Annotated in this window: 25 protein-coding genes; 7 read left to right on the top strand and 18 right to left on the bottom strand. The window is 65.4% G+C overall.

Translation table 11 applies throughout. The annotated features are described in order from the left end of the window. Positions 1 to 10 precede the first annotated feature (10 nt). Positions 11 to 913 (top strand): histone deacetylase, encoded by a 903-nt coding sequence (locus DIZ22_RS14170; RefSeq protein ID WP_048937442.1) that lies wholly within the window; start codon positions 11 to 13, stop codon positions 911 to 913. Here the strand turns inward: DIZ22_RS14170 and DIZ22_RS14165 are convergent. From DIZ22_RS14165 to hisB, 8 genes are all read right to left on the bottom strand, one after another. Next, the gene (locus DIZ22_RS14165) at positions 893 to 1,471 is read right to left on the bottom strand and encodes a hypothetical protein (protein WP_004208574.1); all 579 of its coding nucleotides are present in this window, start codon (positions 1,469 to 1,471) and stop codon (positions 893 to 895) included. The genes DIZ22_RS14170 and DIZ22_RS14165 overlap by 21 nt on opposite strands. A gap of 84 nt (positions 1,472 to 1,555) precedes the next feature. Beyond that, positions 1,556 to 1,876 carry a phosphoribosyl-ATP diphosphatase gene (locus DIZ22_RS14160; RefSeq protein WP_029548007.1) on the bottom strand — a complete coding sequence of 107 codons (321 nt, stop codon included), beginning with the start codon at positions 1,874 to 1,876 and terminating at the stop codon, positions 1,556 to 1,558. Positions 1,877 to 1,918: 42 nt separating this feature from the next. After that, positions 1,919 to 2,167 carry a PEP-CTERM sorting domain-containing protein gene (locus tag DIZ22_RS14155; RefSeq protein WP_004208572.1) on the bottom strand — a complete coding sequence of 83 codons (249 nt, stop codon included), beginning with the start codon at positions 2,165 to 2,167 and terminating at the stop codon, positions 1,919 to 1,921. A 177-nt stretch (positions 2,168 to 2,344) separates the two neighbouring features. Continuing rightward, positions 2,345 to 3,109 carry an imidazole glycerol phosphate synthase subunit HisF gene (gene hisF / locus DIZ22_RS14150; protein ID WP_010339646.1) on the bottom strand — a complete coding sequence of 255 codons (765 nt, stop codon included), beginning with the start codon at positions 3,107 to 3,109 and terminating at the stop codon, positions 2,345 to 2,347. Positions 3,110 to 3,142: 33 nt separating this feature from the next. Next, positions 3,143 to 3,880 (bottom strand): 1-(5-phosphoribosyl)-5-[(5-phosphoribosylamino)methylideneamino]imidazole-4-carboxamide isomerase, encoded by a 738-nt coding sequence (gene hisA, locus DIZ22_RS14145; protein WP_004208570.1) that lies wholly within the window; start codon positions 3,878 to 3,880, stop codon positions 3,143 to 3,145. 88 nt (positions 3,881 to 3,968) lie between these two features. Next, positions 3,969 to 4,583 carry an imidazole glycerol phosphate synthase subunit HisH gene (gene hisH / locus DIZ22_RS14140; RefSeq protein ID WP_010339647.1) on the bottom strand — a complete coding sequence of 205 codons (615 nt, stop codon included), beginning with the start codon at positions 4,581 to 4,583 and terminating at the stop codon, positions 3,969 to 3,971. After that, positions 4,580 to 4,867: a YciI family protein gene (locus DIZ22_RS14135; protein WP_004208568.1), complete on the bottom strand. Its 288-nt coding sequence runs from the start codon at positions 4,865 to 4,867 to the stop codon at positions 4,580 to 4,582. Before DIZ22_RS14135 ends, hisH begins: the two co-directional genes overlap by 4 nt. Before the next feature lie 28 nt (positions 4,868 to 4,895). After that, positions 4,896 to 5,483: an imidazoleglycerol-phosphate dehydratase HisB gene (gene hisB, locus DIZ22_RS14130; protein WP_007710360.1), complete on the bottom strand. Its 588-nt coding sequence runs from the start codon at positions 5,481 to 5,483 to the stop codon at positions 4,896 to 4,898. Between the two features lie 98 nt (positions 5,484 to 5,581). Between hisB and DIZ22_RS14125 the strand changes: the two genes are divergently transcribed. After that, a complete protein-coding gene (locus DIZ22_RS14125) occupies positions 5,582 to 6,058 on the top strand; it encodes a ClpXP protease specificity-enhancing factor SspB (protein ID WP_004208566.1) in 477 nt (158 codons plus the stop codon). A 27-nt stretch (positions 6,059 to 6,085) separates the two neighbouring features. Here the strand turns inward: DIZ22_RS14125 and DIZ22_RS14120 are convergent, their stop codons facing one another. Next, the gene (locus DIZ22_RS14120; RefSeq protein WP_010339648.1) at positions 6,086 to 6,775 is read right to left on the bottom strand and encodes a hypothetical protein; all 690 of its coding nucleotides are present in this window, start codon (positions 6,773 to 6,775) and stop codon (positions 6,086 to 6,088) included. Positions 6,776 to 7,000: 225 nt separating this feature from the next. Between DIZ22_RS14120 and fumC the strand changes: the two genes are divergently transcribed. Beyond that, on the top strand, positions 7,001 to 8,386 hold the full coding sequence (gene fumC, locus DIZ22_RS14115; protein ID WP_048937441.1) for a class II fumarate hydratase: 1,386 nt from the start codon (positions 7,001 to 7,003) through the stop codon (positions 8,384 to 8,386). A 48-nt stretch (positions 8,387 to 8,434) separates the two neighbouring features. Next, positions 8,435 to 8,791, top strand: a complete 357-nt coding sequence (locus DIZ22_RS14110) for a hypothetical protein (RefSeq protein WP_004208562.1) — start codon at positions 8,435 to 8,437, stop codon at positions 8,789 to 8,791. On the opposite strand, the gene DIZ22_RS14105 is transcribed toward DIZ22_RS14110, so the two are convergent. Continuing rightward, the gene (locus tag DIZ22_RS14105; RefSeq protein WP_048937440.1) at positions 8,788 to 9,339 is read right to left on the bottom strand and encodes a DUF2585 domain-containing protein; all 552 of its coding nucleotides are present in this window, start codon (positions 9,337 to 9,339) and stop codon (positions 8,788 to 8,790) included. The two genes, DIZ22_RS14110 and DIZ22_RS14105, sit on opposite strands and share 4 nt — an antisense overlap. A gap of 75 nt (positions 9,340 to 9,414) precedes the next feature. Here DIZ22_RS14105 and gmk point away from each other — a divergent pair, with 75 nt between their 5' ends. Next, the gene (gmk, locus tag DIZ22_RS14100) at positions 9,415 to 10,080 is read left to right on the top strand and encodes a guanylate kinase (protein WP_004208560.1); all 666 of its coding nucleotides are present in this window, start codon (positions 9,415 to 9,417) and stop codon (positions 10,078 to 10,080) included. Between the two features lie 186 nt (positions 10,081 to 10,266). Here gmk and DIZ22_RS14095 read toward each other — a convergent pair whose 3' ends face one another. The 6 genes from DIZ22_RS14095 to DIZ22_RS14070 all read right to left on the bottom strand — a co-directional run bounded on the left by DIZ22_RS14095 (position 10,267) and on the right by DIZ22_RS14070 (position 15,741). Then, positions 10,267 to 11,316 (bottom strand): SAM-dependent methyltransferase, encoded by a 1,050-nt coding sequence (locus DIZ22_RS14095; protein ID WP_170978474.1) that lies wholly within the window; start codon positions 11,314 to 11,316, stop codon positions 10,267 to 10,269. A gap of 16 nt (positions 11,317 to 11,332) precedes the next feature. Beyond that, positions 11,333 to 12,199, bottom strand: a complete 867-nt coding sequence (lgt, locus tag DIZ22_RS14090) for a prolipoprotein diacylglyceryl transferase (protein ID WP_004208558.1) — start codon at positions 12,197 to 12,199, stop codon at positions 11,333 to 11,335. Between the two features lie 123 nt (positions 12,200 to 12,322). Then, positions 12,323 to 13,081 carry a Crp/Fnr family transcriptional regulator gene (locus tag DIZ22_RS14085; protein WP_010339652.1) on the bottom strand — a complete coding sequence of 253 codons (759 nt, stop codon included), beginning with the start codon at positions 13,079 to 13,081 and terminating at the stop codon, positions 12,323 to 12,325. Positions 13,082 to 13,145: 64 nt separating this feature from the next. Then, entirely contained in the window at positions 13,146 to 13,763 is a 618-nt protein-coding gene (fixJ, locus tag DIZ22_RS14080) for a response regulator FixJ (RefSeq protein WP_048937438.1), read from the bottom strand. Beyond that, positions 13,760 to 14,905 carry a PAS domain-containing sensor histidine kinase gene (locus DIZ22_RS14075; protein WP_004208555.1) on the bottom strand — a complete coding sequence of 382 codons (1,146 nt, stop codon included), beginning with the start codon at positions 14,903 to 14,905 and terminating at the stop codon, positions 13,760 to 13,762. The genes fixJ and DIZ22_RS14075 overlap by 4 nt, the downstream gene beginning before the upstream one ends. Before the next feature lie 20 nt (positions 14,906 to 14,925). Next, on the bottom strand, positions 14,926 to 15,741 hold the full coding sequence (locus DIZ22_RS14070) for a universal stress protein (RefSeq protein ID WP_048937437.1): 816 nt from the start codon (positions 15,739 to 15,741) through the stop codon (positions 14,926 to 14,928). A gap of 160 nt (positions 15,742 to 15,901) precedes the next feature. Here DIZ22_RS14070 and DIZ22_RS14065 point away from each other — a divergent pair, with 160 nt between their 5' ends. Then, positions 15,902 to 16,405 carry a GNAT family N-acetyltransferase gene (locus DIZ22_RS14065; RefSeq protein ID WP_010339656.1) on the top strand — a complete coding sequence of 168 codons (504 nt, stop codon included), beginning with the start codon at positions 15,902 to 15,904 and terminating at the stop codon, positions 16,403 to 16,405. 80 nt (positions 16,406 to 16,485) lie between these two features. Here the strand turns inward: DIZ22_RS14065 and DIZ22_RS14060 are convergent, their stop codons facing one another. Then, complete coding sequence (locus DIZ22_RS14060; protein ID WP_004208552.1) at positions 16,486 to 17,157, bottom strand: OmpW family outer membrane protein; 672 nt, start codon at positions 17,155 to 17,157, stop codon at positions 16,486 to 16,488. Positions 17,158 to 17,293: 136 nt separating this feature from the next. Between DIZ22_RS14060 and hemN the strand changes: the two genes are divergently transcribed. Then, a complete protein-coding gene (gene hemN / locus DIZ22_RS14055; protein ID WP_048937458.1) occupies positions 17,294 to 18,601 on the top strand; it encodes an oxygen-independent coproporphyrinogen III oxidase in 1,308 nt (435 codons plus the stop codon). Between the two features lie 42 nt (positions 18,602 to 18,643). Here the strand turns inward: hemN and DIZ22_RS14050 are convergent, their stop codons facing one another. Continuing rightward, a complete protein-coding gene (locus DIZ22_RS14050; protein ID WP_122928358.1) occupies positions 18,644 to 20,608 on the bottom strand; it encodes a TonB-dependent receptor in 1,965 nt (654 codons plus the stop codon). Positions 20,609 to 20,723: the final 115 nt, after the last annotated feature.

Raw genomic sequence — 20,723 nt, 5'->3', positions numbered from 1 at the left:
GGAAAAGATCATGCTGCACGTCGTTCACCATCCCGCCTATGTCTCCCCGGCCACAGACGGCCAGCAGGCGCGCTTCGACAAATATGGCCTGGTGATGGACGTGCTGGCCGAAAGCGGCGCGCCGATGACCGTTCATGCGCCCGATCCGATGCCCGCGTCCTGGATCGCGGCGGTGCATGATCCCGCCTATGTCGAAGAGGTGCTGGCGCTCGCTGTGCCGCCCGAAAAGGAACGGCGGATCGGCTTTCCGGTAACCGAGCGGGTGATGCGCCGGGCGCTGCTGTCGCCCGGCGGCACCTGGCTGGCGGCGAAGCTGGCGCTGGTCCATGGCTATGCCGCCAATGCCGCCGGGGGCAGCCACCATGCCCTGGCCGACAGCGGCGCGGGCTATTGCGTGTTCAACGATCTGGCGATCGCGGCCAACCGGCTGATCGCGGAGGGGGATGTGAACCGCATCCTGATCCTCGACCTCGACGTGCATCAGGGCGATGGTACGGCGTCGCTGATGGCGGGGCGGGGCGATGTCTTCACCCTGTCGATCCATGCGAAGAAGAATTTCCCGGTGCGCAAGGCGCGCTCGACGCTGGATCTGGGCCTGGCCGACGATACCGGCGACGCAGACTATCTGGCGGCGCTGGGCGAGATGCTGCCGCGCGTGCTGAATGATTTCGTGCCGGACCTGATCCTCTATCAGGCCGGAGTGGACGGTCATGTGGATGATCGGCTGGGCCGGCTGGCGCTCAGCGACGAGGGGCTGGCCGCGCGCGACGGACTGGTGATGGGTCAGGCGCTGGCGCGCGCCATTCCGGTCGCCAGTTGCATGGGTGGCGGCTATGGCGCGGACCGGATGGCGGTCGCGCGGCGCCATGCCGCCTGCATGCTGCGGATGGCGTCAGTGGAGCGTGCTGTCTGACGCGCTGGGCTTCGCGGCGCGCCCTTCCATCAGCTTCGCGGCGATCAGCCCGGCCACGCTCAGCGCGACCAGATCGCTCAGCGCCAGATAGAGGCTGTAGCCCCAGGGCGCATGGTTGAACACGGCCTGGCCGATATGCAGCCACAGCACCGTGGCGAGCGCGAACAGGATCGACACCCGCGCCCGGCTGTTGAAGTCGCCGGTGACGAAGCGCAGCGCGAGCGCAATCAGCACACCGGTCGCCAGCGCCAGCAGCAGCCCGCCGATCAGGCTGGAGCCGTCCATCACCGGGAAGCCGCCATTATTGTAGAAAAGCATCGCCACCGGCCCCTTGCCATAGAGGATCGTGCCCTGCGCCGTGGCGGGATCGGGGATGACATAAACGCCGGTGCCGCTGCGGGCCAGCGCCTGCGCCATCGCGGCCTGGAGATTGGCGCTCGCCTGCGGATCGGCACGACTGAGCGCCAGCGCGCTCAGGGGCGTGCCCCAGAAGAGGAAGCCGATGATGAACATGGCGAAACCGCCAAGCAGTCCGCCCAGGATGGTCCGCAGCATCATAGCCTCACTCCCCGTTCCAACGCGCTCCGACAGTGGAGGCTGATCTACAAACGCCGGGAAGGCAATGTCTTTCCGTGGAGCGGATCAATCCTTTGGACGGGCGGCCTTTTCGACCAGGCCCGACAGGCCTTCGCGCCGGTCCAGTTCGTCGAGCACATCGTCGAAGGGAATGCCGCAATCGGCCAGCAGCACCAGCAGGTGGAAGAGGAGGTCCGCGCTTTCGCCGACCAATTCGGCCCGATTATCGGCCATGGCGGCGATCACCGCCTCGACCGCTTCCTCGCCGACCTTCTGGGCGATCTTGCCCCGGCCGCGGGCGGTCAGCTTCGCCACATAGGATGCCGATGGATCGGCCTTCCGTCGCTCGGCGATGGTCTGTTCGAGGGTTTGAAGGGTCGCGCGCATGGGCTGCATCAAGCGTCCCGCGCGCGACCCGTCAAATGAATTTTACTTCTGCTTGCGGCGCGCGAAGAAGACGCGGCCGGCCAGAACGGCGGCGCCCATGCCGAACAGCGCCATCTGTTCGGGTTCAGGCACCGGGGTCGGCGTGCCACCGCTGCTGCCGCCCGACGAGGTGCCGCCGCCGCTGGAGCCGCCGCACTTGAACCAGCAGAAGGTGGCGTTGGCCGGGGCGGGGATGGCGAGGCCCATCAGGCTGGCCGAACCCGCTACGAGAAGAAGTTTGCTGATCTGCATAAAAGTCACCCTGTTTCAAAATGGACAAATCGCTTCGAAACGACCCTGCGCCCTGTCTACGCAGTAACCGTGCCAATTTTGCCAAGTGACGTTTTTCTGCGGTTGGCGACCGATGGCCGCCAAAAGCCCCATATGGTTAATGTCAATTAACCCGACATTTTGGCGCTTTTCTGCGCTTTAATGGCCCCGAACGGGGATGCCGGCGCGGGCCAGCGCCTGATGCGCTTCAGCAATAGTATGTTGACCGAAGTGAAATATCGAAGCGGCCAGCACCGCGCTGGCATGGCCTTCGACCACGCCCGCGACCAGATGGTCGAGCGTGCCGACGCCGCCGCTGGCGATCACCGGGATCGACACGGCATCGGCGATCATGCGGGTCAGCGCCAGGTCATAGCCCTGCTTGGTGCCATCGCCATCCATCGAGGTGACGAGCAGTTCGCCTGCGCCAAGCTCCGCCAGGCGCAGTGCATGTTCCAGCGCGTCGATGCCGGTCGGCTTGCGGCCGCCATGGGTGAAGATTTCCCAGCGCCCCTCGCCCACCTTGCGGGCATCGACCGAGCCGACGATGCACTGCGCGCCGAAGCGATCGGCGATGTCGGCCACCAGTTCGGGGCGGGCGACGGCGGCGCTGTTGACCGCCACCTTGTCCGCGCCCGCCAGCAGCAGGGCGCGGGCGTCCTCCGCGCTGCGCACGCCGCCGCCGACGGTGACGGGCATGAAGCAGACTTCCGCGGTGCGGCGCACCACGTCCAATATGGTGCCGCGTGCCTCATGAGTCGCGGTGATGTCGAGGAAGCAGAGTTCGTCGGCGCCGGCCGCGTCGTAGAGCTTGGCCTGCTCCACCGGATCGCCGGCATCCTTGAGGTCGACGAAATTGACGCCCTTCACCACGCGGCCATTGGCAACGTCGAGGCAGGGAATGACGCGGGTGCGGACGGTCATTGAAACAGGCTCCCAGATCCGGTGGGGAGGGGGTCAGGCCGCCGCCTGCGCGACCGCTAGCGCGGTCTTGAGGTCGAGGCGGCCGTCATAGATGGCGCGGCCGGTGATGACGCCTTCGATCCCGTCATCGGCATGGAGGCTGAGGACGCGGATATCCGCGATCCCCGCCACGCCGCCGCTGGCGATCACCGGCATGTCGGTGGCGCGCGCGAGATCGACGGTCGCATCGATATTCACGCCCTTGAGCAGGCCGTCGCGGCCGACATCGGTGAAGAGCAGGCTGGCGACGCCCGCATCCTCGAACCGGCGGGCGAGGTCGATCACCGGCATGTCGCTCTTTTCCGCCCAGCCGTCGGTGGCGACGAAGCCGTCGCGCGCATCGACCGCGACGACGATGCCGCCGGGGAAGTCGCGCGCGGCCGCCTTGACGAAGGCGGGGTCTTTCAGCGCAGCGGTGCCGATCACGATGCGCGATACGCCCAGGTCAAACCAGCGTTCGACCGATTCCCGGTTGCGGATGCCGCCGCCGAGCTGGACATGGCCGGGAAAGGCCTCGACGATGCGTTCGACCGCTTCGGCATTGACCGCATGACCGGCAAAGCTGCCATCCAGATCGACGACATGGATATGCTGGGCGCCGGCCGCGGCAAAGATCAGCGCCTGCGCGGCGGGATCGTCGCCATAGACGGTGGCACGGTCCATGTCGCCCTCGGCCAGGCGGACGACCTGGCCGCCTTTGAGGTCGATGGCGGGGAAGACGATCAGGGACATTATCCGATTTCCGTTCGGTTCGAGCTTGTCGAGAACCCACGCGCAACGGTTCTCGACAGGCTCGAACCGAACGGGGGTAGGGGCGGTATCACGGCTTCCAGTCCAGAAAGCGCGCGAGGAAGGACAGGCCGTAGCGCTGGCTCTTTTCCGGGTGGAACTGGCAGCCGATGATGGTGTCGCGCGCGACGGCGGCGACCAGCGGCCCGCCATGGTCGGTGACGGCGGCGACATGGGCCGGATTTACGGCCTCAAAATGATAGCTGTGCAGAAAATAGGCCTCGCCGGCCTCGATCAGCGGCGGCTCGCCGTTCAGCACCACATCGTTCCAGCCCATATGCGGCACCTTGATCGAGGCATCGGTCGGTTCGATCAGGCGCACCGTGCCGGGAATCCAGCCCAGCCCCTCATGCCGGCCGAACTCCTCGCCGGCGTCGGCGAGCAACTGCATGCCGACGCAGACGCCCAGAAAGGGGATGCCGCGCTGGTTCACCGCCTCGTTCATCGCGTCGACCATGCCGGGGATCGCGACCAAGGCATCGCGGCAGGCGCGGAAGGCGCCGACGCCGGGCAGGACGATGCGGTCGGCCTTCGCCACGACATCGGCATCGGCGGTGATGGTCACATCATCGGCGCCCGCCTTGCGCAGGGCATTGTGGACCGAATGGAGATTGCCCGCGCCATAGTCGATCAAGGCAATGATCATGGCAGCAGCGTGTCCAGATTGACGCTGGCGGCACGCGCCGGGAGGAACTCGATCAGGTCGAACGATGCCGCGCCGTTGACGACGAAGGGATCGGTCGCGGCCTTCGCCGCGATCTCGTCACGTTCGCCGCGCGCCAGCAAAATGCCGCCGGTGCGCGGTTCGCGCCGGCCGGCGAGCAGCAGCCAGCCATCGGCAATGCCCTGGTCCAGCCAGGCCCGATGATCGGCCAGATGGCCGTCCAGCACATCGATCGGCGCCGTATAGGTCAGCGAAATGATGAACATGGGGTCGGCCTTTCTATGGAAATGATGCTTAGAGCATGCCCTTGGTCGAGGGGATGGCGTCGGCCTTGCGCGGGTCGATCTCCACCGCCTGGCGCAGCGCGCGGGCCAGGCCCTTGAACGCGCTTTCGACGATATGATGATTGTTGCTGCCATAGAGCAGCTCGATGTGCAGCGTGATGCCGGCGGCCTGGGCCAGGCTGTGGAAGAAATGCTCCACCATCTCCGTGTCCCATTCGCCGACCTTGGTGACGGTGAAGGGCAGCTTGCACACCAGCCAGGGGCGACCGGAAATGTCGAGCGCGACGCGGCTCAGCGTTTCGTCCATTGGCGAATAGACGCTGCCGTACCGGCTGATGCCGCGCTTGTCGCCCAGCGCCTTGGCCAGCGCCTCGCCGATTGCGATCGCCGTATCCTCGGTGGTATGATGCTGGTCGACATGCAGGTCGCCGACGGTCTTGACGGTCATGTCGATCAGCGAGTGACGCGACAGCTGCTCGATCATATGGTCGAGGAAACCGATCCCGGTGGAGACGGTGTAAAGACCGGTGCCGTCGAGGTTGACGGTCACGTCGATCTGCGTTTCCGCAGTGTTGCGGTGAATCTCGGCCGTGCGCATGCGCGCCCTATAGCGCGTCGCGCGCGCCATGCAATCTGATGATGTACCTCTCGGGCGGGGGTTGACCGCCGCTTTCGCGTCGTTAGGACATATGCCCCATGAGTGAAGACCTGCCCGACAGCCTGATTCCCTATGACGAAATCGTGCAGGAGGCCCTGCGCGCGGTCGTCGGCCGCGTGCTGGGCGAAGTGCAGCAGACCGGCGGCCTGCCGGGCGCGCATCATTTCTACATCACGTTCAAGACGCATGCCGCCGGGGTGGATATCCCCAAGCATCTATCGGAACGTTTCCCGGACGAGATGACCATCGTCCTCCAGAACAAGTTCTGGGATCTCAAGGTCAGCGACCGCCATTTCGAGGTCAGCCTGACCTTCAACCAGGTCGCGGCGCATCTGGTCATTCCCTTCAGCGCGATCACCGCCTTCGTCGATCCCGCCGTCAATTTCGCGCTGCAGTTCCAGGTTCAGGCCGACGAAGAGCCCGAACCCCATGACGTGGCCGAAAATGACGCGCCGCTGGTCACGACCGAGGATGGCTCCAACGTCGTCACGGTGGATTTCGGCAAGAAGAAGTGAGCCCGGCGGCCGGCATCGGCCGCAGGCTCAAAATTCGTGGCGATAGGAGAAGCGCAGCTTCTGGCTCGTCCCGAAACTATTGTCGACATAGCTGATATTGGCGCCGACCGTGTCGCGACGCGTAAGATGGTAGGACAGGCCACCACCCAGCGCCACGCCCGAAAAATCATGGGTGCCCTTGGTCACATTGCCGCCCGCCATCGCGGTCAGCTTCGGTCCCAGCGGCCGCAACAGGAACAGCCCGACATAGCCGCTGTTGCTGCTGAGCGCGATCGGCAGGCCATCGCTCTGGTCGATATCGCTGACCGGGCCATGCCCATTGGTATAGGTATAGCCGAAGGGCACGAATATCTGCAATTTGCCGGTCTTCAGCCCGATTTGCGACAGGGGCACGAAGCCGCCGAGCGAATAGCGCGTCTGTTCCACGCCCGAATCGAAATGACTCTTGCCGGCCGAGAAGGTCAGGATCGCGACCGGGAGCAGATAGGATGCGCCGACCGACCAGAGGCCCGATTCCGACACGCGGGCATTGAATTTCAACTTGGGGCCGACCGCGACCGATCCGGACAGCGAAAATTCGTCGGAGGCGCGGGTGATGCCGACCTTGGTCGCGATCTTGGTGGGGTCGTCGGACGATTTTTCTTCTTCTGCTGCGTGGACCGGAGCCGTCGTGGCGGCAAGGCAGAGGAGGAGGGCAAGGACGGGGCGATCGGACATGCGGTTTTCCTCCTGGATGCCGGGCAGGATATCGGGCCGCGTGCGCCGATCAATTGCGGTAAACCCCGGTAAAGGCGCAGATCCTGCCTCTGCATGACGGCCTGTGGCCCGCCGTGCGGATGGGCCATAGGGATATGCGATATTCGCAAGTTTCGCCTTGGAATTTCCCGCCCCGGCCCTACATCGGAACCAGTTTTGCGATTGATTCTTAACTGGGAGTTCTGAATGTCCGCTACCCGCACCGAAACCGACAGCATTGGCGCCATCGAGGTGCCGGCCGACGCCTATTGGGGCGCCCAGACCCAGCGCAGCATCGAGAATTTCCCCTTCGGCGCGACCGAGCGGATGCCGATCGGCATCGTCCATGCGCAGGCGATCGTGAAGCAGGCGGCGGCGCGGGTGAATGCGAAACATGGCCTAGACGCGACGATCGTCGCGGGCATCGAGAATGCCGCGCAGCAGATCGTCTCCGGCGCGCTCGACGACCAGTTCCCGCTCGTCATCTGGCAGACGGGCAGCGGCACCCAGACCAACATGAACGTCAATGAGGTGATTGCCGGCTATGCCAATGAGCAGCTGGCCGGCACGCGCGGCGGCAAGAGCCCGGTCCATCCCAACGACCATGTGAACATGAGCCAATCGTCGAACGACAGCTTCCCGACCGCGCTCCATGTCGCGACCGTGCTGGCGACCCGCGACAAGCTGATCCCGGCGCTGGAGAAGCTGACCGGCGTACTGACCGCCAAGGCAGAAGGCTGGGGTCATATCGTCAAGATCGGCCGCACCCATACGCAGGATGCGACGCCGCTGACGCTGGGCCAGGAATTTTCCGGCTATGCCGCGCAGCTGGTCAGCAGCAAGGCGCGGATCGAGGGGGCATTGAACGGCAATATCCGCAAGCTGGCGATCGGCGGCACGGCGGTCGGCACCGGTCTCAACGCACCCGATGGCTGGGCGGACGACATGACGGCGGCGATCAGCGACATTGCCGGCACCCCGTTTGAAAGCGCACCCAACAAGTTCGAGCAGCTGGCCGCCAAGGATGGCCTCGTCTTCTTCTCCGGCGCGCTCAACACGCTGGCGGTGGCGCTGACCAAGATCGCCAATGACATCCGCTTCCTGGGCTCCGGCCCGCGCTCGGGCCTGGGTGAGCTGGACCTGCCCGCCAATGAGCCGGGCAGCTCGATCATGCCGGGCAAGGTCAACCCGACCCAGTGCGAATCGCTGACCATGGTGGCGGCGCAGGTGATCGGCAATCATCAGGCGGTGACCGTCGGCGGCATGCAGGGCCATTTCGAACTCAATGTCTTCATGCCGCTGATCGGCGCCAATGTGCTGCGCTCGATCCATCTGCTCAGCGTCGGCATGGAAAGCTTCGCCGACCGCTGCGTCGAAGGGATGCAGGCCAATGAGGGCCGGATCGCCGAACTGGTCGAACGCTCGCTGATGCTGGTGACCGCGCTGGCGCCCGAGATCGGCTATGACAATGCCGCGACCATCGCCAAGCATGCGCACAAGAAGGGGCTGACGCTCAAGCAGGCGGGCCTCGAACTGGGGCTGGTCGATGAGCCGACCTTCGACCGGCTGGTGCGGCCGGAAAATATGGTCTGATCCAGATCAACTGGCGGAACCGGGGCGGGTGCGATACATTAATCCCCTATGAAGAAAACGCCCGCCCCGACCGCCGCAAAGCTTCCGTCCACCGCGACGCGCGTTCGCAAGTCGAGCCTGTTTCGCAAGGCGGCACGGCTCGGCGCGACGGTGGTGGCCGCACGGGTCGCCGCCGACACGGGCAAGAAGGGCGTGATCGGCCTGATCGCCGGGGCCGGCGCCAAGCGCCTCATCATGCGCTATCCGGTCGGCGCCATGGTCCTTACCGGCGCCTATCTGGCGGGCAAGCTCTATGAGGCCAAGCGCGAGGCGGACCGCAAGATGGCGACCAAGCTGCTGACCGACGCCAGCGCCAAGCCGATCCTGATCGACGAGGCGCGTGCCGCCCGCAAGAAGGCGGGCTAAAGCGCGCCCTGCCAGGCCTTGATCGCGTCGATCGGCCAGGCGAGCATCAGGACATTGAGTGTCAGATTGTCGCGGATCACCGCCAGTGCCAGCAATTCAAAGCCGATCGCGACGATGATTGTCAGCCAGACGGGCGCGCGCGACGCGAACAGGAAGCCCAGGGCCATCATGCCGATATCGCTCATCGAATTGAGGATGGAATCGCCTGAATAGCCGAGTGCGATCGTCGCCGTGCGGTAACGGTCGATGATGATCGGTGAATTTTCGAGGATTTCCCACACCGCCTCGATCGCCACCGCCACCGACAGGCGGACGCCGAGCGGCCTGCGTCGCATCAGAAAATGGGTCGCGCCATAGAAGAGGAAGCCGTGGATGACGTGGCTGAGGCTGTACCAGTCGGACAGATGCTGGCTGTTACCGCTGTCGATCGGCCCATGCCATAGCGCGATCGTGCCGCAGGTGCAGATCGGCGGGCGGCCCATCAGATAGAGGATCGCGGCAGCCGCCAGCGCGATCAGCAGGGCGAGGATAAAGCCCCGCTGTTTCATTCCTTTACGCGATCGCGCCAAGCCTCTTCTCCCCCAACCTCTTGCAAAATGCCGTCCACGACGCCACTAGCGGCCATGGCCGACAACATTCCCACCGACACCCCCGATTTCAAGCGCCGCGGCGTTCTCTTTGTCCTGTCCTCGCCCTCGGGCGCCGGCAAGTCGACGATTGCACGCAAATTGCTGGCCTGCGAACCGGACCTGTCGATGTCGGTGTCGGCGACGACGCGGACGATCCGGCCGGGCGAAGTCGATGGCAAGGATTATCATTTCGTCGACCTGGAAGAGTTTCGCCGCATGGCGAACGACCATGAGTTCCTGGAATGGGCGCATGTCTTCGGCCAGCGCTATGGCACGCCGCGCGCGCCGGTCGAGGCGATGCTCAAGAGCGGCAAGGATGTGCTGTTCGACATCGACTGGCAGGGCGCGCAGCAGCTGCATCAGATTGCCGGCGGCGACGTGGTCCGCATCTTCATCCTGCCGCCCTCGATGGAGGAGCTGGAAAAGCGTCTGCGTGGTCGCGCGACCGACAGCAATGAAGTGATCGAGGGCCGCATGGCGCGCGCCGCGGGCGAGATCGCCCACTGGGACGGCTATGACTATGTGCTGTGCAATGTCGACGTCGAGGAATGTTTCGAGCGCGTGCGCACCATCCTGCACGCCGAACGGATGAAGCGCAGCCGCCAGACCGGCCTCATTGGCTTCATCCGTCGCCTCAGCCGCTATCATCAGGAAGATTGAAATCTAGTGGATTGATTTTGACATTTGCATCCCTTGTCGATGGGCTGGATTTGCAAATGTCAAAATCGTAAAATCCACTAGAAACAAATATTTCTAGTGGTCCGAACAGATTCTGACATTCGTGTGCGACATCGCCTCAAGCGGTATCGAATGTCAGAATCGGACCACTAGCGGCCAACGGGGCCGCTATTTCTCGAATCCTGCCGGGTCGGCCCAGTCGGGGTGGACCCAGGCCATCACCTTGAACAATGTCCCCATCTCCGCTTCGTCGGTGAGGCGGTGGCGCTGCGCCTCCAGTTCGGCGGCGCGCTGCGGGCTGCCCTTGGCCAGCACGGAAGCGCGCACGTCGATGCCCAGATGCTGCAGGAAATGGCCCTGCGTCACCGCGCCATGGACGCGCAGCCCGGCCTGGCGCGCGACATTGGCCAGCATCATGAAATCGACATGGGTGGTAAGGTCGCTCTCGCCCGGATCGGTGAAGGGATCGGTGAACTGGTGGTTCTTCACCGCCTGCAGCGTGTCGCCCAGGGCCGGGCCTTCATAACCATAGTCGATGATGATCGCGACGCCGCCCTGGCGCGCGATCCGGCTGGCAAGGGCATAGCCCGCGGTGGCACCGGCCTGCGCCACTTCGATGATCGCGCCCTCGGGCGCCTGCGCGGCGATCGGCGGCAGGCCCGATTCGATCCGGCGATAGCCCGGCACCGCCATGAAGCGGCCTTCTTCCTCGCGCCGGATCACCACCCGTTCACGCCATTCGTCGCCGACGCGGATCATCTGCCGCACGGGCAGGGCATCGAAAAATTCATTGGCGACCACCAGCAGCGGCGACTGGTCGGGCAGGCTTTCGACGCTGTCATGATGGACGACATGGGGAATCTGGGCGCGCTGCCGCTCGCGCAGGGTCGGGCTGGTCTCGACGAAATGGATGCGCGAGGTGACGTCGGCGCCCTCCAGCGCGCGCAGCGCATCGCCTGCCAGCGTGCCGCGCCCCGGCCCCAGCTCGACATAGAGCGGATCGGCGCGCCGGCCCGATCGCAGCCAGACATCGGCCAGGCACAGGCCGATCAGTTCGCCGAACATCTGGCTGATTTCCGGGGCGGTGGTGAAGTCCCCCTCCAGCCCCAGCGGATCGCGCGTGCCATAATAATGCTGGTTCGCCTCGCCCATATAATGGGCGATGGAGATCGGCCCGCCGGCGTCGATCTGGCGGGCCAGGCGCTCGGGCAGGCCCATCGCGCCGGGCAGGGCGTCAGCTGACACTGGCGCTGCCCGCGATCGGTTCGACGCGCACACGCCGGCCCTTGGCGGTGACGATCAGGTAGAGGCCGCCCAGGATCATCGGCACGCACAGCCACTGGCCCATGTGCAGGCCGGTGCGAGCGGCAAATTCCATCAGCTGGGCATCAGCCTCGCGGAAATATTCGACGCCGAAGCGGAACACGCCATAGAAGAAGACGAACAGGCCGACCAGCATGCCCGGCTTGTAGCGCGCCTTGGTCTTCCAGAAGGCGAAGGCAAGGATGCAGAACAGGATGATGCCTTCGAAAAAGGCTTCGTAAAGCTGGCTCGGATGGCGGGCGAAGGGGCCGCCGGTCGGGAAGATCATCGCCCAGGGCACGTCGGTTTCCTTGCCCCACAGTTCGCCATTCACGAAATTGGCGAGGCGGCCGAAGAACAGGCCGAAAGGCACGACGCAGGCGACATAGTCATGGATGCGCAGCCAGCTCAGCTTCTCCTTGCGCGCCATGTAGAGGATGCCGAGCGACACGCCCGCCGCGCCGCCATGGAAGGACATGCCGCCATTCCACAGCTTGAAGATGTCCAGCGGATGCTGGAGGATTTCGGGCTGGTAGAAGAAGACATAGGCGAGCCGGCCGCCGATGATGATGCCCAGCGTCGCATAGAAGATCATGTCGTCGGCATGGCGCCGGGCCATCGGCGAACCGGGCTGGGCAATGAGCTTCAACAGATACCAGTAGCCGATCAGGATGCCGGCCAGATAGGCCAGGCTATACCATTTGAGCGTGAAGAAGCCCAGGTCCAGGGCGACGGGGCTGAGCCCCAGCTGGTCGAAGCGGATGGCGCTCGAAGCGGCGGCGACAAGGTCCAGGATCAAAATGGCATTCCCTCGGCAATCAGGCCTGCGGCCATAGAACAAGCGGCCGGCAAGATGAAGAGGGGCGATCCCGATTGCAGGATGATCGGGGCAAATAGGCCGGACATGCCCGGCGCGGCGACGTCAGGCCGCTTCGCTACAGTCCAGCAGCGCCGCGCGATCCCGGATTTCCACCATGCGGCGGCCGGGCAGGGCGATGATGCCGATCCGCTTGAGGTCGGTCAGCTGCCGGCTCACCGTCTCGATCGTCAGGCCCAGCACGTCGGCGATCTGCTGGCGCGACAGCGGCAGGTCGAACCGGTCGAGCGGGGGCTGGCCTTCGCGGGCCAGCCGGCGCGACATGTCGAGCAGGAAGGTGGCGATCTTCTCGCGCGCATTCTTGCGGCCGAGCAGCAGCATCCAGCTGCGCGCCCGGTCGAGATCGTCGAGCGTGCGTTGCAGCAGCCGATGCTCCAGCTCGGGATGCTCGCGGGCAAAGCCGTCAAAGGCGCCGCGGGTGAAAAGGCACAGGCGCGCGTCGGTGAGCGCCGTGACGCTGTGCGGCGTGCTGCGGCCGAAGGGGCGGCCGATGAAGTCGGATGGATAGACCACGCCGACAATCTGCTCGCGCCCGTCACCGGTCGAGGCCGACAATTTGAGCGTGCCGTCGATCACATTGGCGACGATGGTGGCGTCGTCGCCTTCCCACATCACCGTCTGCCCCGCCGCGATCGTGACGCGCCGGCCCAGGCGATTGAGCGCGCCGCGCTCATCCTCTTCCAGCGTGGCGCAGATGGCGCGGTCGCGCACCTCGCAGCGCTGGCAGAAGCTGGCGTCGGAGCAGGGGGCAGGAACGGGCATGCCGCCGGGCAGGGTTTGCGCGAGATCAAAATGCATGTTCATGACCGCTGCTTGGCGCGGCGGCGGGGCGGGCACTATCCGTAAATCCCCTATGGGACTTTCTGTCCTATTCGACCCCCGCCTGGAAGGCGATGCGCAGCGTTTCCGACAGGCTGTGGACCTGCAGCTTCTGCATCAGGTTGGCGCGATGAATCTCCACTGTGCGCGGGCTGATGCCCAGGTCATAGGCGATCGTCTTGTTGGGCAGGCCGTCGACCAGGCCCTTGAGCACTTCGCGTTCCCGATCGGTCAGGATGTTGAGCCGGGCGCGGGCGGTCTCGCGCTGGCTGTTGCGGCCCTGGTCGGCGCTTGCCTGCGCGCAGGCGGCTTCGATCGCGGCGAGCAATGCCGCCTTCTCGAACGGCTTTTCGATGAAATCGGTGGCCCCGGCCTTCATCGCGGCGACCGCCATGCCGACATCGCCATGGCCGGTCATGATGATGACCGGCAGCATCATGCCGCGCGCGCGCAACTCGCGCTGCACTTCCAGCCCGTCAATGTCGGGCATGCGCACGTCCAGCAGCACGCAGCCGCCCTCCAGCGTCCCGACCTCCTTCAGGAATTCGGTGCCGCCCGAGAAAAGCCGCACCGAAAAGCCGCTGGTCTTGAGCATGAAAGAGAGAGACCGGCGGATCGCCTCGTCATCATCGACGACATGGATGGGCTGGTCGGTGGGCAGGCTCATGGCAGGCGGTCCGCAGAATCGAGAGTGAAGTGGAAGGCGACGCCGCCCCAGTGCGAGGCGTCGGCCCAGATCCGTCCGCCATGCCCCTCGACGATGGTGCGGCTGATCGACAGGCCTACGCCCATGCCGGCGGGTTTCGTCGTGCTGAACGGGGTGAAGAGCGATCGCGCGACCGCCGGATCGAGGCCGGGGCCACTGTCGGCGATGATGAGTTCGACCTGTCCGTCCTCGGCCGGCACCGCCGACAGGCGCAGGATGCGGCGATTGCGGCCGTCCATCGCCTCGACCGCGTTGCGCACCAGGTTGATGATGACCTGCTGCACCTGCACCCGGTTGGCGATCACCCGGCCGACGCGCGGGTCGACGACGATGTCCATGTCGATGCCCCGGCTGTCGATGCCGATGAAGGCCAGCGCGACCCCCTCGGCCAGCAGCGTGGCGGCCGGTTCGGCCTGGCGATCGGCTTCGCCTCGGCGGATGAACTCCCGCAGCGACCGGATGATCTGGCCCGCGCGCATCGCCTGGCGCGCGGCTTCGTCCATCGCCTCGCCCAGCAAGTCGCGGTCGACCGGTGCATCGGTGCGCAGCAGGTCGCGGCCTGCCTCCATATAATTGGCGATCGCAGTCAGCGGCTGGTTCAGTTCATGCGCCAGCGCCGCAGCCAGCGTGCCCATCGCCGTGACGCGGGCGGCATGGCTGAGTTCCGCCTGCAGATCCTGCAGGCGGCGCTCGGCCTTCTGCCGATCGGTCAGGTCCCGCACGAAGCCGGTGAACAGCTTTTCGCCATGGTCCTGCACTTCGCCGACCGCCAGCTCGATCGGAAAGGTGGAGCCATCGCGCCGGCGCGCGGTGGTCAGTCGGCCGATGCCGATGATCCGCTTTTCGCCGGTGTCATGATAATGTTGCAGGTAGGAATCATGGCGCTCGCGATCGGGCGAGGGCATCAGCATCGCGACATTGCGGCCGAGCACATCGGCCTCGGCATATTGGAACATGCGCTGGGCGGCCGGGCTGAACGAGACGATATGCCCGGTCGCGTCGATCACGATCAGCGCATCGGGCACCGTTGCCAGGATCGATCCCAGCAGAGCCTGTTCCCGGCTGGTCGCATTATCCTGCGGATCGCCATCGTTGAACGCCATGTCCGATCACTGACCGTAAATCAGTGCGCCAGCAAGAGCGGAACCCGTGTTTCGGCCAGAATATAGCGGGTTACGCCGCCAAAAATGGTTTCCCGCAGCCGGCTGTGGCCAAAGGCACCCATCACCATCCAGTCGATCGACAGTTCCTGGCAGGCATGGGACAGCGCTTCTTCCACGCTGCGATCCTTGCGCGGCCATTCGTGAATCTCGACCGCAATGCCGTGGCGCGAGAGATATTCGGCCGCGTCGGTCGGCGGGAAGTCGCGCTTCGACCGCTCGTCCACGGTGACGACATGGACTTCGCTCGCCACCCGCAACAGGGTGCGGCTCGCGGTCAGCGCCGACGCCGCCTCATGCGATCCGTCCCAGGCAACCATCGCGCGGCCGGTGCAGCGAAAGCCCTTGGCCATGCTCGGGATCGCCAGCACCGGGGCGCGGCTGTTGACCGCCAGGTCGGCGACGATCGGCGCTGGATCATCGGCCTGCCGGCGGCCCGGCGGCGGCAGGGAAACGAGCATCGCGTCGGCCAGGCGACCGGTTTCCAGCAGGCCCTGGACCAGGTCGCCGCTGCGATAATGCCAGTCCCACGCCATGCCCTCGCGCCGCAGGCGCTCTTCCAATCCGAGCCGCATTTCCTCGTCCCGGCGGCGCACCGCATCGATCGCCTCGGGCACCAGATAGCCGCTGCCATAAAGATCTGCGGCGACCAGTTCGGGCAGCGGCGCGATCTGCAGGCAACTGATATGGGCGCCGGTCGCGCGCGACAGGTCGAACGCGGCCTGCAGGCGGCTTTCCATGCCGTTGTCCGCGCGGATGTGCAGCAAGATGGTCTTCATCGAACATGTCCCGACAAGAGGGCGCCGATGCAGCGCCGCATGATCGTCATCCTGACTAGTAGCCCGCTCGGCTCGTCTCTATCCGCAAATTTCCCTATTTCGATCGCCGATCCAATGGCACATTCGGGGGGCAACGATCATAGCAAGGGATGCCTTCTTCATGACCGACAAGGATATTCTGGAAACCCGCACCGGCATTCGCGTCCAGGTGCGCCCGGCGCAGGATGGCGATGCCAAGGCGCTGGCCCATTTCTTTTCGGCCGTATCCGATGATGATCGCCGCTTCCGCTTCCTCAGCAGCGCGCCGGGCGTCAGCGCCGGGCAGATTCATGATCTGATCCATGGCGACCCCGATAATTGCGAGACCTTCCTGGCGACCGACGAGAAGGGCGCCATACTGGCGGCCGCGACCCTGGCCGCCGATCCCGACCGGACACGCGCCGAAGTCGCTATTTCGGTGCGCGCCGACCATCGCGGCAAGGGCGTGGGCTGGAGCATGCTGCGCCACGCCACCGACCGCGCGCAGGAAATGGGTGTCGGCCTGCTGCAGGCGATCGAGAGCCGCGCCAATCATGCCGCGATCGAACTGGAGCGCGAACAGGGCTTTGTCGCCCGCAGCGTCGATGACGAGCCGTCGCTGCTGATCCTGGAAAAGCGTTTCTGATCGCATGGCTGGTAAAATGATGAAGGGGCCGGAGCGGCGATCCGCTCCGGCCCCTTCCTTCTGGTCCACCCCCCGGAGGATCAGAAGCGCATGCCGACGCCCACGCCGAACACGAAGGGATCGAGCGATACCTTGACGTTCTGGGTGCCGGCCGCCGCGGTGGTCAGCCGCACCTTGGTGTCGATGTCGATATATTTGACGTCGAGGTTGAGGAAGATCTTGTCGTTGAGGTCGATGTCGACCCCGACCTGGCCGGCCCAGCCGAAGCTATCGGACATATGGACCTTGGTCTTGCCGACCGCATCCTCCAGCCCGCTCGACGCATCCTCGTTGTAGAACAGCGTATAGTTGACGCCGGCGCCGATATAGGGGCGGACATGGCCTTCGACGATCGGGTGATATTGCATCGTCAGCGTCGGCGGCAGCACCCAGGTGGAGGCCAGCTTGCCGATCCCGCCGGTGGTGCCGCTGCGGCCGCTGGCGCTATGCTTGGTGGTCGCGGCGATCAGTTCGAAGCCGATATGGTCGGTGGCCATGTAGGTGACGTCGACTTCGGGCGCGATGCCGTTGTTCACCGACACCTTCTCGCCGGGGAAGCCGGGCAGGATGCTGCCGCTCTTTTCGGTGGGGGCGACCATGATGCCGCGCACGCGCACCAGCACGTCGCCCTGCTTGGCTTGGGCCGGGGCGGCGGCCAGCGCCGTGCCCATGGCGCCCATCGCGGCGACAATCATCATCTTTTTCAAGTGCATGTCTTTTCTCCATCCCTGATCGTGGGTCAGTGATGGCGCTCTGCTCCCGATCGGGGCGGCCTTCCTTGATGCGGCGCAATCGGCGATTTGATCCTGCGCAATGTTCGGCATCGGGCGCCATGGCAGGCGGGGCGCCATGTTCCGCTATCATCCCGACCTGCTCGCCGCGCCGGTGCCGCGCTACACCAGCTATCCCACTGCTGCCCAGTTCGGCGAGGATGTCGGCGCGACCGACATGGCGCAGCGGCTGGACGCGATGTCGGCGGACGCGCGCCTGTCGCTCTATGTCCATATCCCCTATTGCCATGACATTTGCTGGTATTGCGGGTGCAACACCGGGGCGGCGACCCGGCCCCGCCGCCTGTCCGCCTACGTCGATGCGCTGGAGCGGGAAATGGCGCTGGTTTCGGCGCGGCTGGGCGGGCGTGGCCGCGTCACCCATGTCGCCTTTGGCGGCGGCAGTCCCAATTCTCTGCCGCTGATCGACTGGGTCCGGCTCAATCATCAGTTGCTGCTCTGCTTCGACGCCAGCGCGGCGGCGATGGCGGTGGAACTGGACCCGCGCCGGATCGACCGGGCCTGGATCGACGCCATGGCCAAGGTCGGGGTGACGCGCGTCAATCTGGGGGTGCAGACCTTTGCCACCCATGTGCAGCAGCGGATCGGCCGGGTGCAGCCGGCCGAGACGGTGGCGATGGCCGTCGGTGCGTTGGCCCGTGCGCGCATCCAGGTGGGGTTCGACCTGATGTATGGCCTGCCGGGGCAGAGCGAGGCGGATCTGGCGCAGACGCTGGAGGACAGCATTCGCCTGTCTCCCTCGCGCATCGCGCTGTTCGGCTATGCCCACATGCCGCGCCTGCTGCCGCGCCAGCGGCGGATCGACGCGACCGAATTGCCGGGCGTCGAACAGCGCTTTGCGATGGCGAAGCTTGGCCATGCGATGCTGACGGCGGCCGGCTATCAGGCGATCGGCTTCGATCATTTCGCGCTGCCCGACGATCCGCTCGCGGTGGCCGCCGCTGCCGGAAGGCTGCGCCGCAATTTTCAGGGCTTTACCGAGGATGACAGCGATGCGCTGATCGGCATGGGCGCGAGCGCGATCAGCCAGTTTCCCGACCTGATCGTCCAGAATGAGAAGAATGCGGGCGCCTATCGTGAAGCGCTGTCGGACCATCGGCTGCCCGCGGCCCGTGGAGTGCGGCGCAGTGCCGACGACCAGCGGCGGGGCGCGTTGATCGAACGGCTGCTGTGCGACGGTCGGGCGGCCTGTGGCGACCTTGCCGAACCGGCGCTGCTCGACCGGTTCGAGCGGATCGGCCTGCTCCGGCGGGAGGGGGACGAGTTGCTGCTGCAACCCGGCGCGGCGCCCTATGCCCGGTCCATCGCCGCCTGTTTCGATGCCTATCTGCGTCCGGCCGAAACGCGCTTCAGCGTCGCGGTCTGATCGCCGGCCCGGCCACTGCCGGGCCGGCGATCGCACGTCGGATCAGAAGCGCACGCCCACGCCCATCCAGACACGGGCCGGGTCGATCAGATAGCCCGCCGTGTCATAGTTGAGCCGCTTGTCGAGCAGGTTCTGCACCCCGGCATGGACGGTGAAGGCGGGCGTGATCTTGTAGGATGCGCCCATGTCCACCACCGTATAGTCGGGCGACACGATATTATTGCCGCTGATCTGCGCCTCGGTGACGGCTTCCTCGCCGCGATAGACGGCGCGCACGAAGGCGGAGAAGCGCTTATCCGGGCGCCAGTTGAGCGAGGCGCTGGCCTGCTGCTTGGGCGTGTCGTTAAGTGCCGCGCCGATATTGGCGCCGCTCAGCTGTTCCGAATCCGTCAGCGTGCCGGTGGCGTTGAGCCGCAGCGTGTGGGTCAGCGGCACGTCGACCGAGACTTCGACGCCGCGTACCCGCGCTTTGTCGACATTGACATAGGTCGTGGGAGGACGGCCGATCGAGCTGAGCGGTTCATCGACGCACCAGGCCCCCGCCACTTCGCAGGTCACGCGCGTGATCTTGTCGTTGAAGCGGGTGTCATAGGCAGTGACGCTGGCGTTGAAGCCATTCCGCGAGAAGAGCAGGGCAGCCTCGATCGTGCGGGAGGTTTCGGCTTCTAGGTCGGGATTGCCATAGATGGTGCCGCCACGGCTGGTCTGGCCCCAGTCGGGAATCGTCTGGCGCAGGCTCGGCGCGCGGAAGCCCTGCGAATAACCGCCCTTCAGCGTCAGGGACGGGGTGATGTTCCACACCGCATAGACGCGCGGGGTCCAGTGGACGCCATATTGTTCGTCATGGTCCATGCGGATGCCGCCGGTCAGCGCCAGTCCGTCGAGCAGCTTCAGCTCATTTTCGGCAAACAGCGCCCAGCTGGTGCGGGTGGTGCCGGTGGTGGTCGATCCCGACAAAAGGTTGCCGGTCAGGTCCGACAGATCCTCATAGCGATAAAAGCCGCCGACGGTCAGCGTGTTGGACGGCAGCGGGATCACCCACAGGCTTTGGCCGACCGTGTTCTTGATCCGCTTCTGCGCCTCGACATCTTCGGCATCCTCATATTGCAGATAGGATTCGGAACTGGCGAAGCCCCACTGGCCGCTATGGCTGATCGATGCGACCTTGCGCTTCTGGGTCTGGGTGGTTTCGGTGCCGAGCGGCGCGGTCGCCGATGTCTCGGTCGTCTCGCCGGCAACCTCGATCACCTTCTGCCGATAATAGCCGCCCTCCAGCAGGATCTGGTGGTTGGCGCTGAGGTTGAAGCCCAGCTTGCCGGCCAGGCTGTCATCATGCCGCTCGGGCGTGCCGCCGATTTCCGTGTCGCCCTCGCGCCGGTTCATCGATCCCTGCAATTGCAGGCCGATGCCGTTGGTGACGGGGCCGGACAGATAGAAATTGCCGTCGGTATAATTGCCGAAATTGTCCGCCAGCTGCATCGTGCCGTTGACGCGTGCGCTGCCGCGCCAATGATCGCTGATCCGGCGGGTGATGATGTTGACGACGCCGCCCATCGCGTCCGATCCGTAGAGCGAGGACATGGGGCCACGCACCACCTCGATGCGCTCGATCGCTTCGAGCGGCGGCAGCAGGCCACCTTCGCTGACATTGCCGCCATTGGTGCGGGATTCGCGCGACGACAGCCGCTTACCGTCGACCAGGATCAGCGTATATTGCGGCGCCATGCCGCGGATCGAGATGTCGCGGCTATTGCCTTCGCCCGGCGTGACGGTGACGCCGGGGATTTCCATCAGCGCATCGGTCACTTCGCGATAGGGCATGGCGTCCAGCGTCTCGCGGGTGATGACGCTGATCGAGGCTGGCGCGTCGCGGACCTCCTGTTCGCGGCCGGCGGCGGTGACGACGATCTGGTTGGAATCCTGGTCGGCCTCGGCCGCCAGCGCCTGCTGTGCGCTGGTCAGCGCGACAAGGGCCGCGGTCGCCCGCAGCAAATGGATGGATGGCATGGAAATCCCCTGTTCTGGATAGACGGGCACCCGCCAGCCACCCGGCCGGACGGGTGCCGGAAATCAGTGGTGCGGGCCGGGCCCGATCGGTGGAACGAATATCATGGCGGGTTCA

It is taken from the genome of Sphingobium sp. LF-16, from assembly GCF_003711185.1.
GTDB lineage: Bacteria > Pseudomonadota > Alphaproteobacteria > Sphingomonadales > Sphingomonadaceae > Sphingobium > Sphingobium yanoikuyae_A.
Note: the sequence above shows the minus strand (reverse complement) of the source record. Positions and strands in the feature narration are given on the sequence as shown.

What these genes read in the sequence shown, in the direction of transcription:
- DIZ22_RS14170 (WP_048937442.1), top strand. Translation starts at nt 11, where the DNA reads ATGCTGCACGTCGTTCACCATCCCGCCTATGTCTCCCCGGCCACAGAC.
- DIZ22_RS14165 (WP_004208574.1), bottom strand. Translation starts at nt 1,471, where the DNA reads ATGATGCTGCGGACCATCCTGGGCGGACTGCTTGGCGGTTTCGCCATG.
- DIZ22_RS14160 (WP_029548007.1), bottom strand. Translation starts at nt 1,876, where the DNA reads ATGCGCGCGACCCTTCAAACCCTCGAACAGACCATCGCCGAGCGACGG.
- DIZ22_RS14155 (WP_004208572.1), bottom strand. Translation starts at nt 2,167, where the DNA reads ATGCAGATCAGCAAACTTCTTCTCGTAGCGGGTTCGGCCAGCCTGATG.
- hisF (WP_010339646.1), bottom strand. Translation starts at nt 3,109, where the DNA reads ATGACCGTCCGCACCCGCGTCATTCCCTGCCTCGACGTTGCCAATGGC.
- hisA (WP_004208570.1), bottom strand. Translation starts at nt 3,880, where the DNA reads ATGTCCCTGATCGTCTTCCCCGCCATCGACCTCAAAGGCGGCCAGGTC.
- hisH (WP_010339647.1), bottom strand. Translation starts at nt 4,583, where the DNA reads ATGATCATTGCCTTGATCGACTATGGCGCGGGCAATCTCCATTCGGTC.
- DIZ22_RS14135 (WP_004208568.1), bottom strand. Translation starts at nt 4,867, where the DNA reads ATGTTCATCATTTCGCTGACCTATACGGCGCCGATCGATGTGCTGGAC.
- hisB (WP_007710360.1), bottom strand. Translation starts at nt 5,483, where the DNA reads ATGCGCACGGCCGAGATTCACCGCAACACTGCGGAAACGCAGATCGAC.
- DIZ22_RS14125 (WP_004208566.1), top strand. Translation starts at nt 5,582, where the DNA reads ATGAGTGAAGACCTGCCCGACAGCCTGATTCCCTATGACGAAATCGTG.
- DIZ22_RS14120 (WP_010339648.1), bottom strand. Translation starts at nt 6,775, where the DNA reads ATGTCCGATCGCCCCGTCCTTGCCCTCCTCCTCTGCCTTGCCGCCACG.
- fumC (WP_048937441.1), top strand. Translation starts at nt 7,001, where the DNA reads ATGTCCGCTACCCGCACCGAAACCGACAGCATTGGCGCCATCGAGGTG.
- DIZ22_RS14110 (WP_004208562.1), top strand. Translation starts at nt 8,435, where the DNA reads ATGAAGAAAACGCCCGCCCCGACCGCCGCAAAGCTTCCGTCCACCGCG.
- DIZ22_RS14105 (WP_048937440.1), bottom strand. Translation starts at nt 9,339, where the DNA reads ATGAAACAGCGGGGCTTTATCCTCGCCCTGCTGATCGCGCTGGCGGCT.
- gmk (WP_004208560.1), top strand. Translation starts at nt 9,415, where the DNA reads ATGGCCGACAACATTCCCACCGACACCCCCGATTTCAAGCGCCGCGGC.
- DIZ22_RS14095 (WP_170978474.1), bottom strand. Translation starts at nt 11,316, where the DNA reads ATGGGCCTGCCCGAGCGCCTGGCCCGCCAGATCGACGCCGGCGGGCCG.
- DIZ22_RS14085 (WP_010339652.1), bottom strand. Translation starts at nt 13,081, where the DNA reads ATGAACATGCATTTTGATCTCGCGCAAACCCTGCCCGGCGGCATGCCC.
- fixJ (WP_048937438.1), bottom strand. Translation starts at nt 13,763, where the DNA reads ATGAGCCTGCCCACCGACCAGCCCATCCATGTCGTCGATGATGACGAG.
- DIZ22_RS14075 (WP_004208555.1), bottom strand. Translation starts at nt 14,905, where the DNA reads ATGGCGTTCAACGATGGCGATCCGCAGGATAATGCGACCAGCCGGGAA.
- DIZ22_RS14070 (WP_048937437.1), bottom strand. Translation starts at nt 15,741, where the DNA reads ATGAAGACCATCTTGCTGCACATCCGCGCGGACAACGGCATGGAAAGC.
- DIZ22_RS14065 (WP_010339656.1), top strand. Translation starts at nt 15,902, where the DNA reads ATGACCGACAAGGATATTCTGGAAACCCGCACCGGCATTCGCGTCCAG.
- DIZ22_RS14060 (WP_004208552.1), bottom strand. Translation starts at nt 17,157, where the DNA reads ATGCACTTGAAAAAGATGATGATTGTCGCCGCGATGGGCGCCATGGGC.
- hemN (WP_048937458.1), top strand. Translation starts at nt 17,294, where the DNA reads ATGTTCCGCTATCATCCCGACCTGCTCGCCGCGCCGGTGCCGCGCTAC.
- DIZ22_RS14050 (WP_122928358.1), bottom strand. Translation starts at nt 20,608, where the DNA reads ATGCCATCCATCCATTTGCTGCGGGCGACCGCGGCCCTTGTCGCGCTG.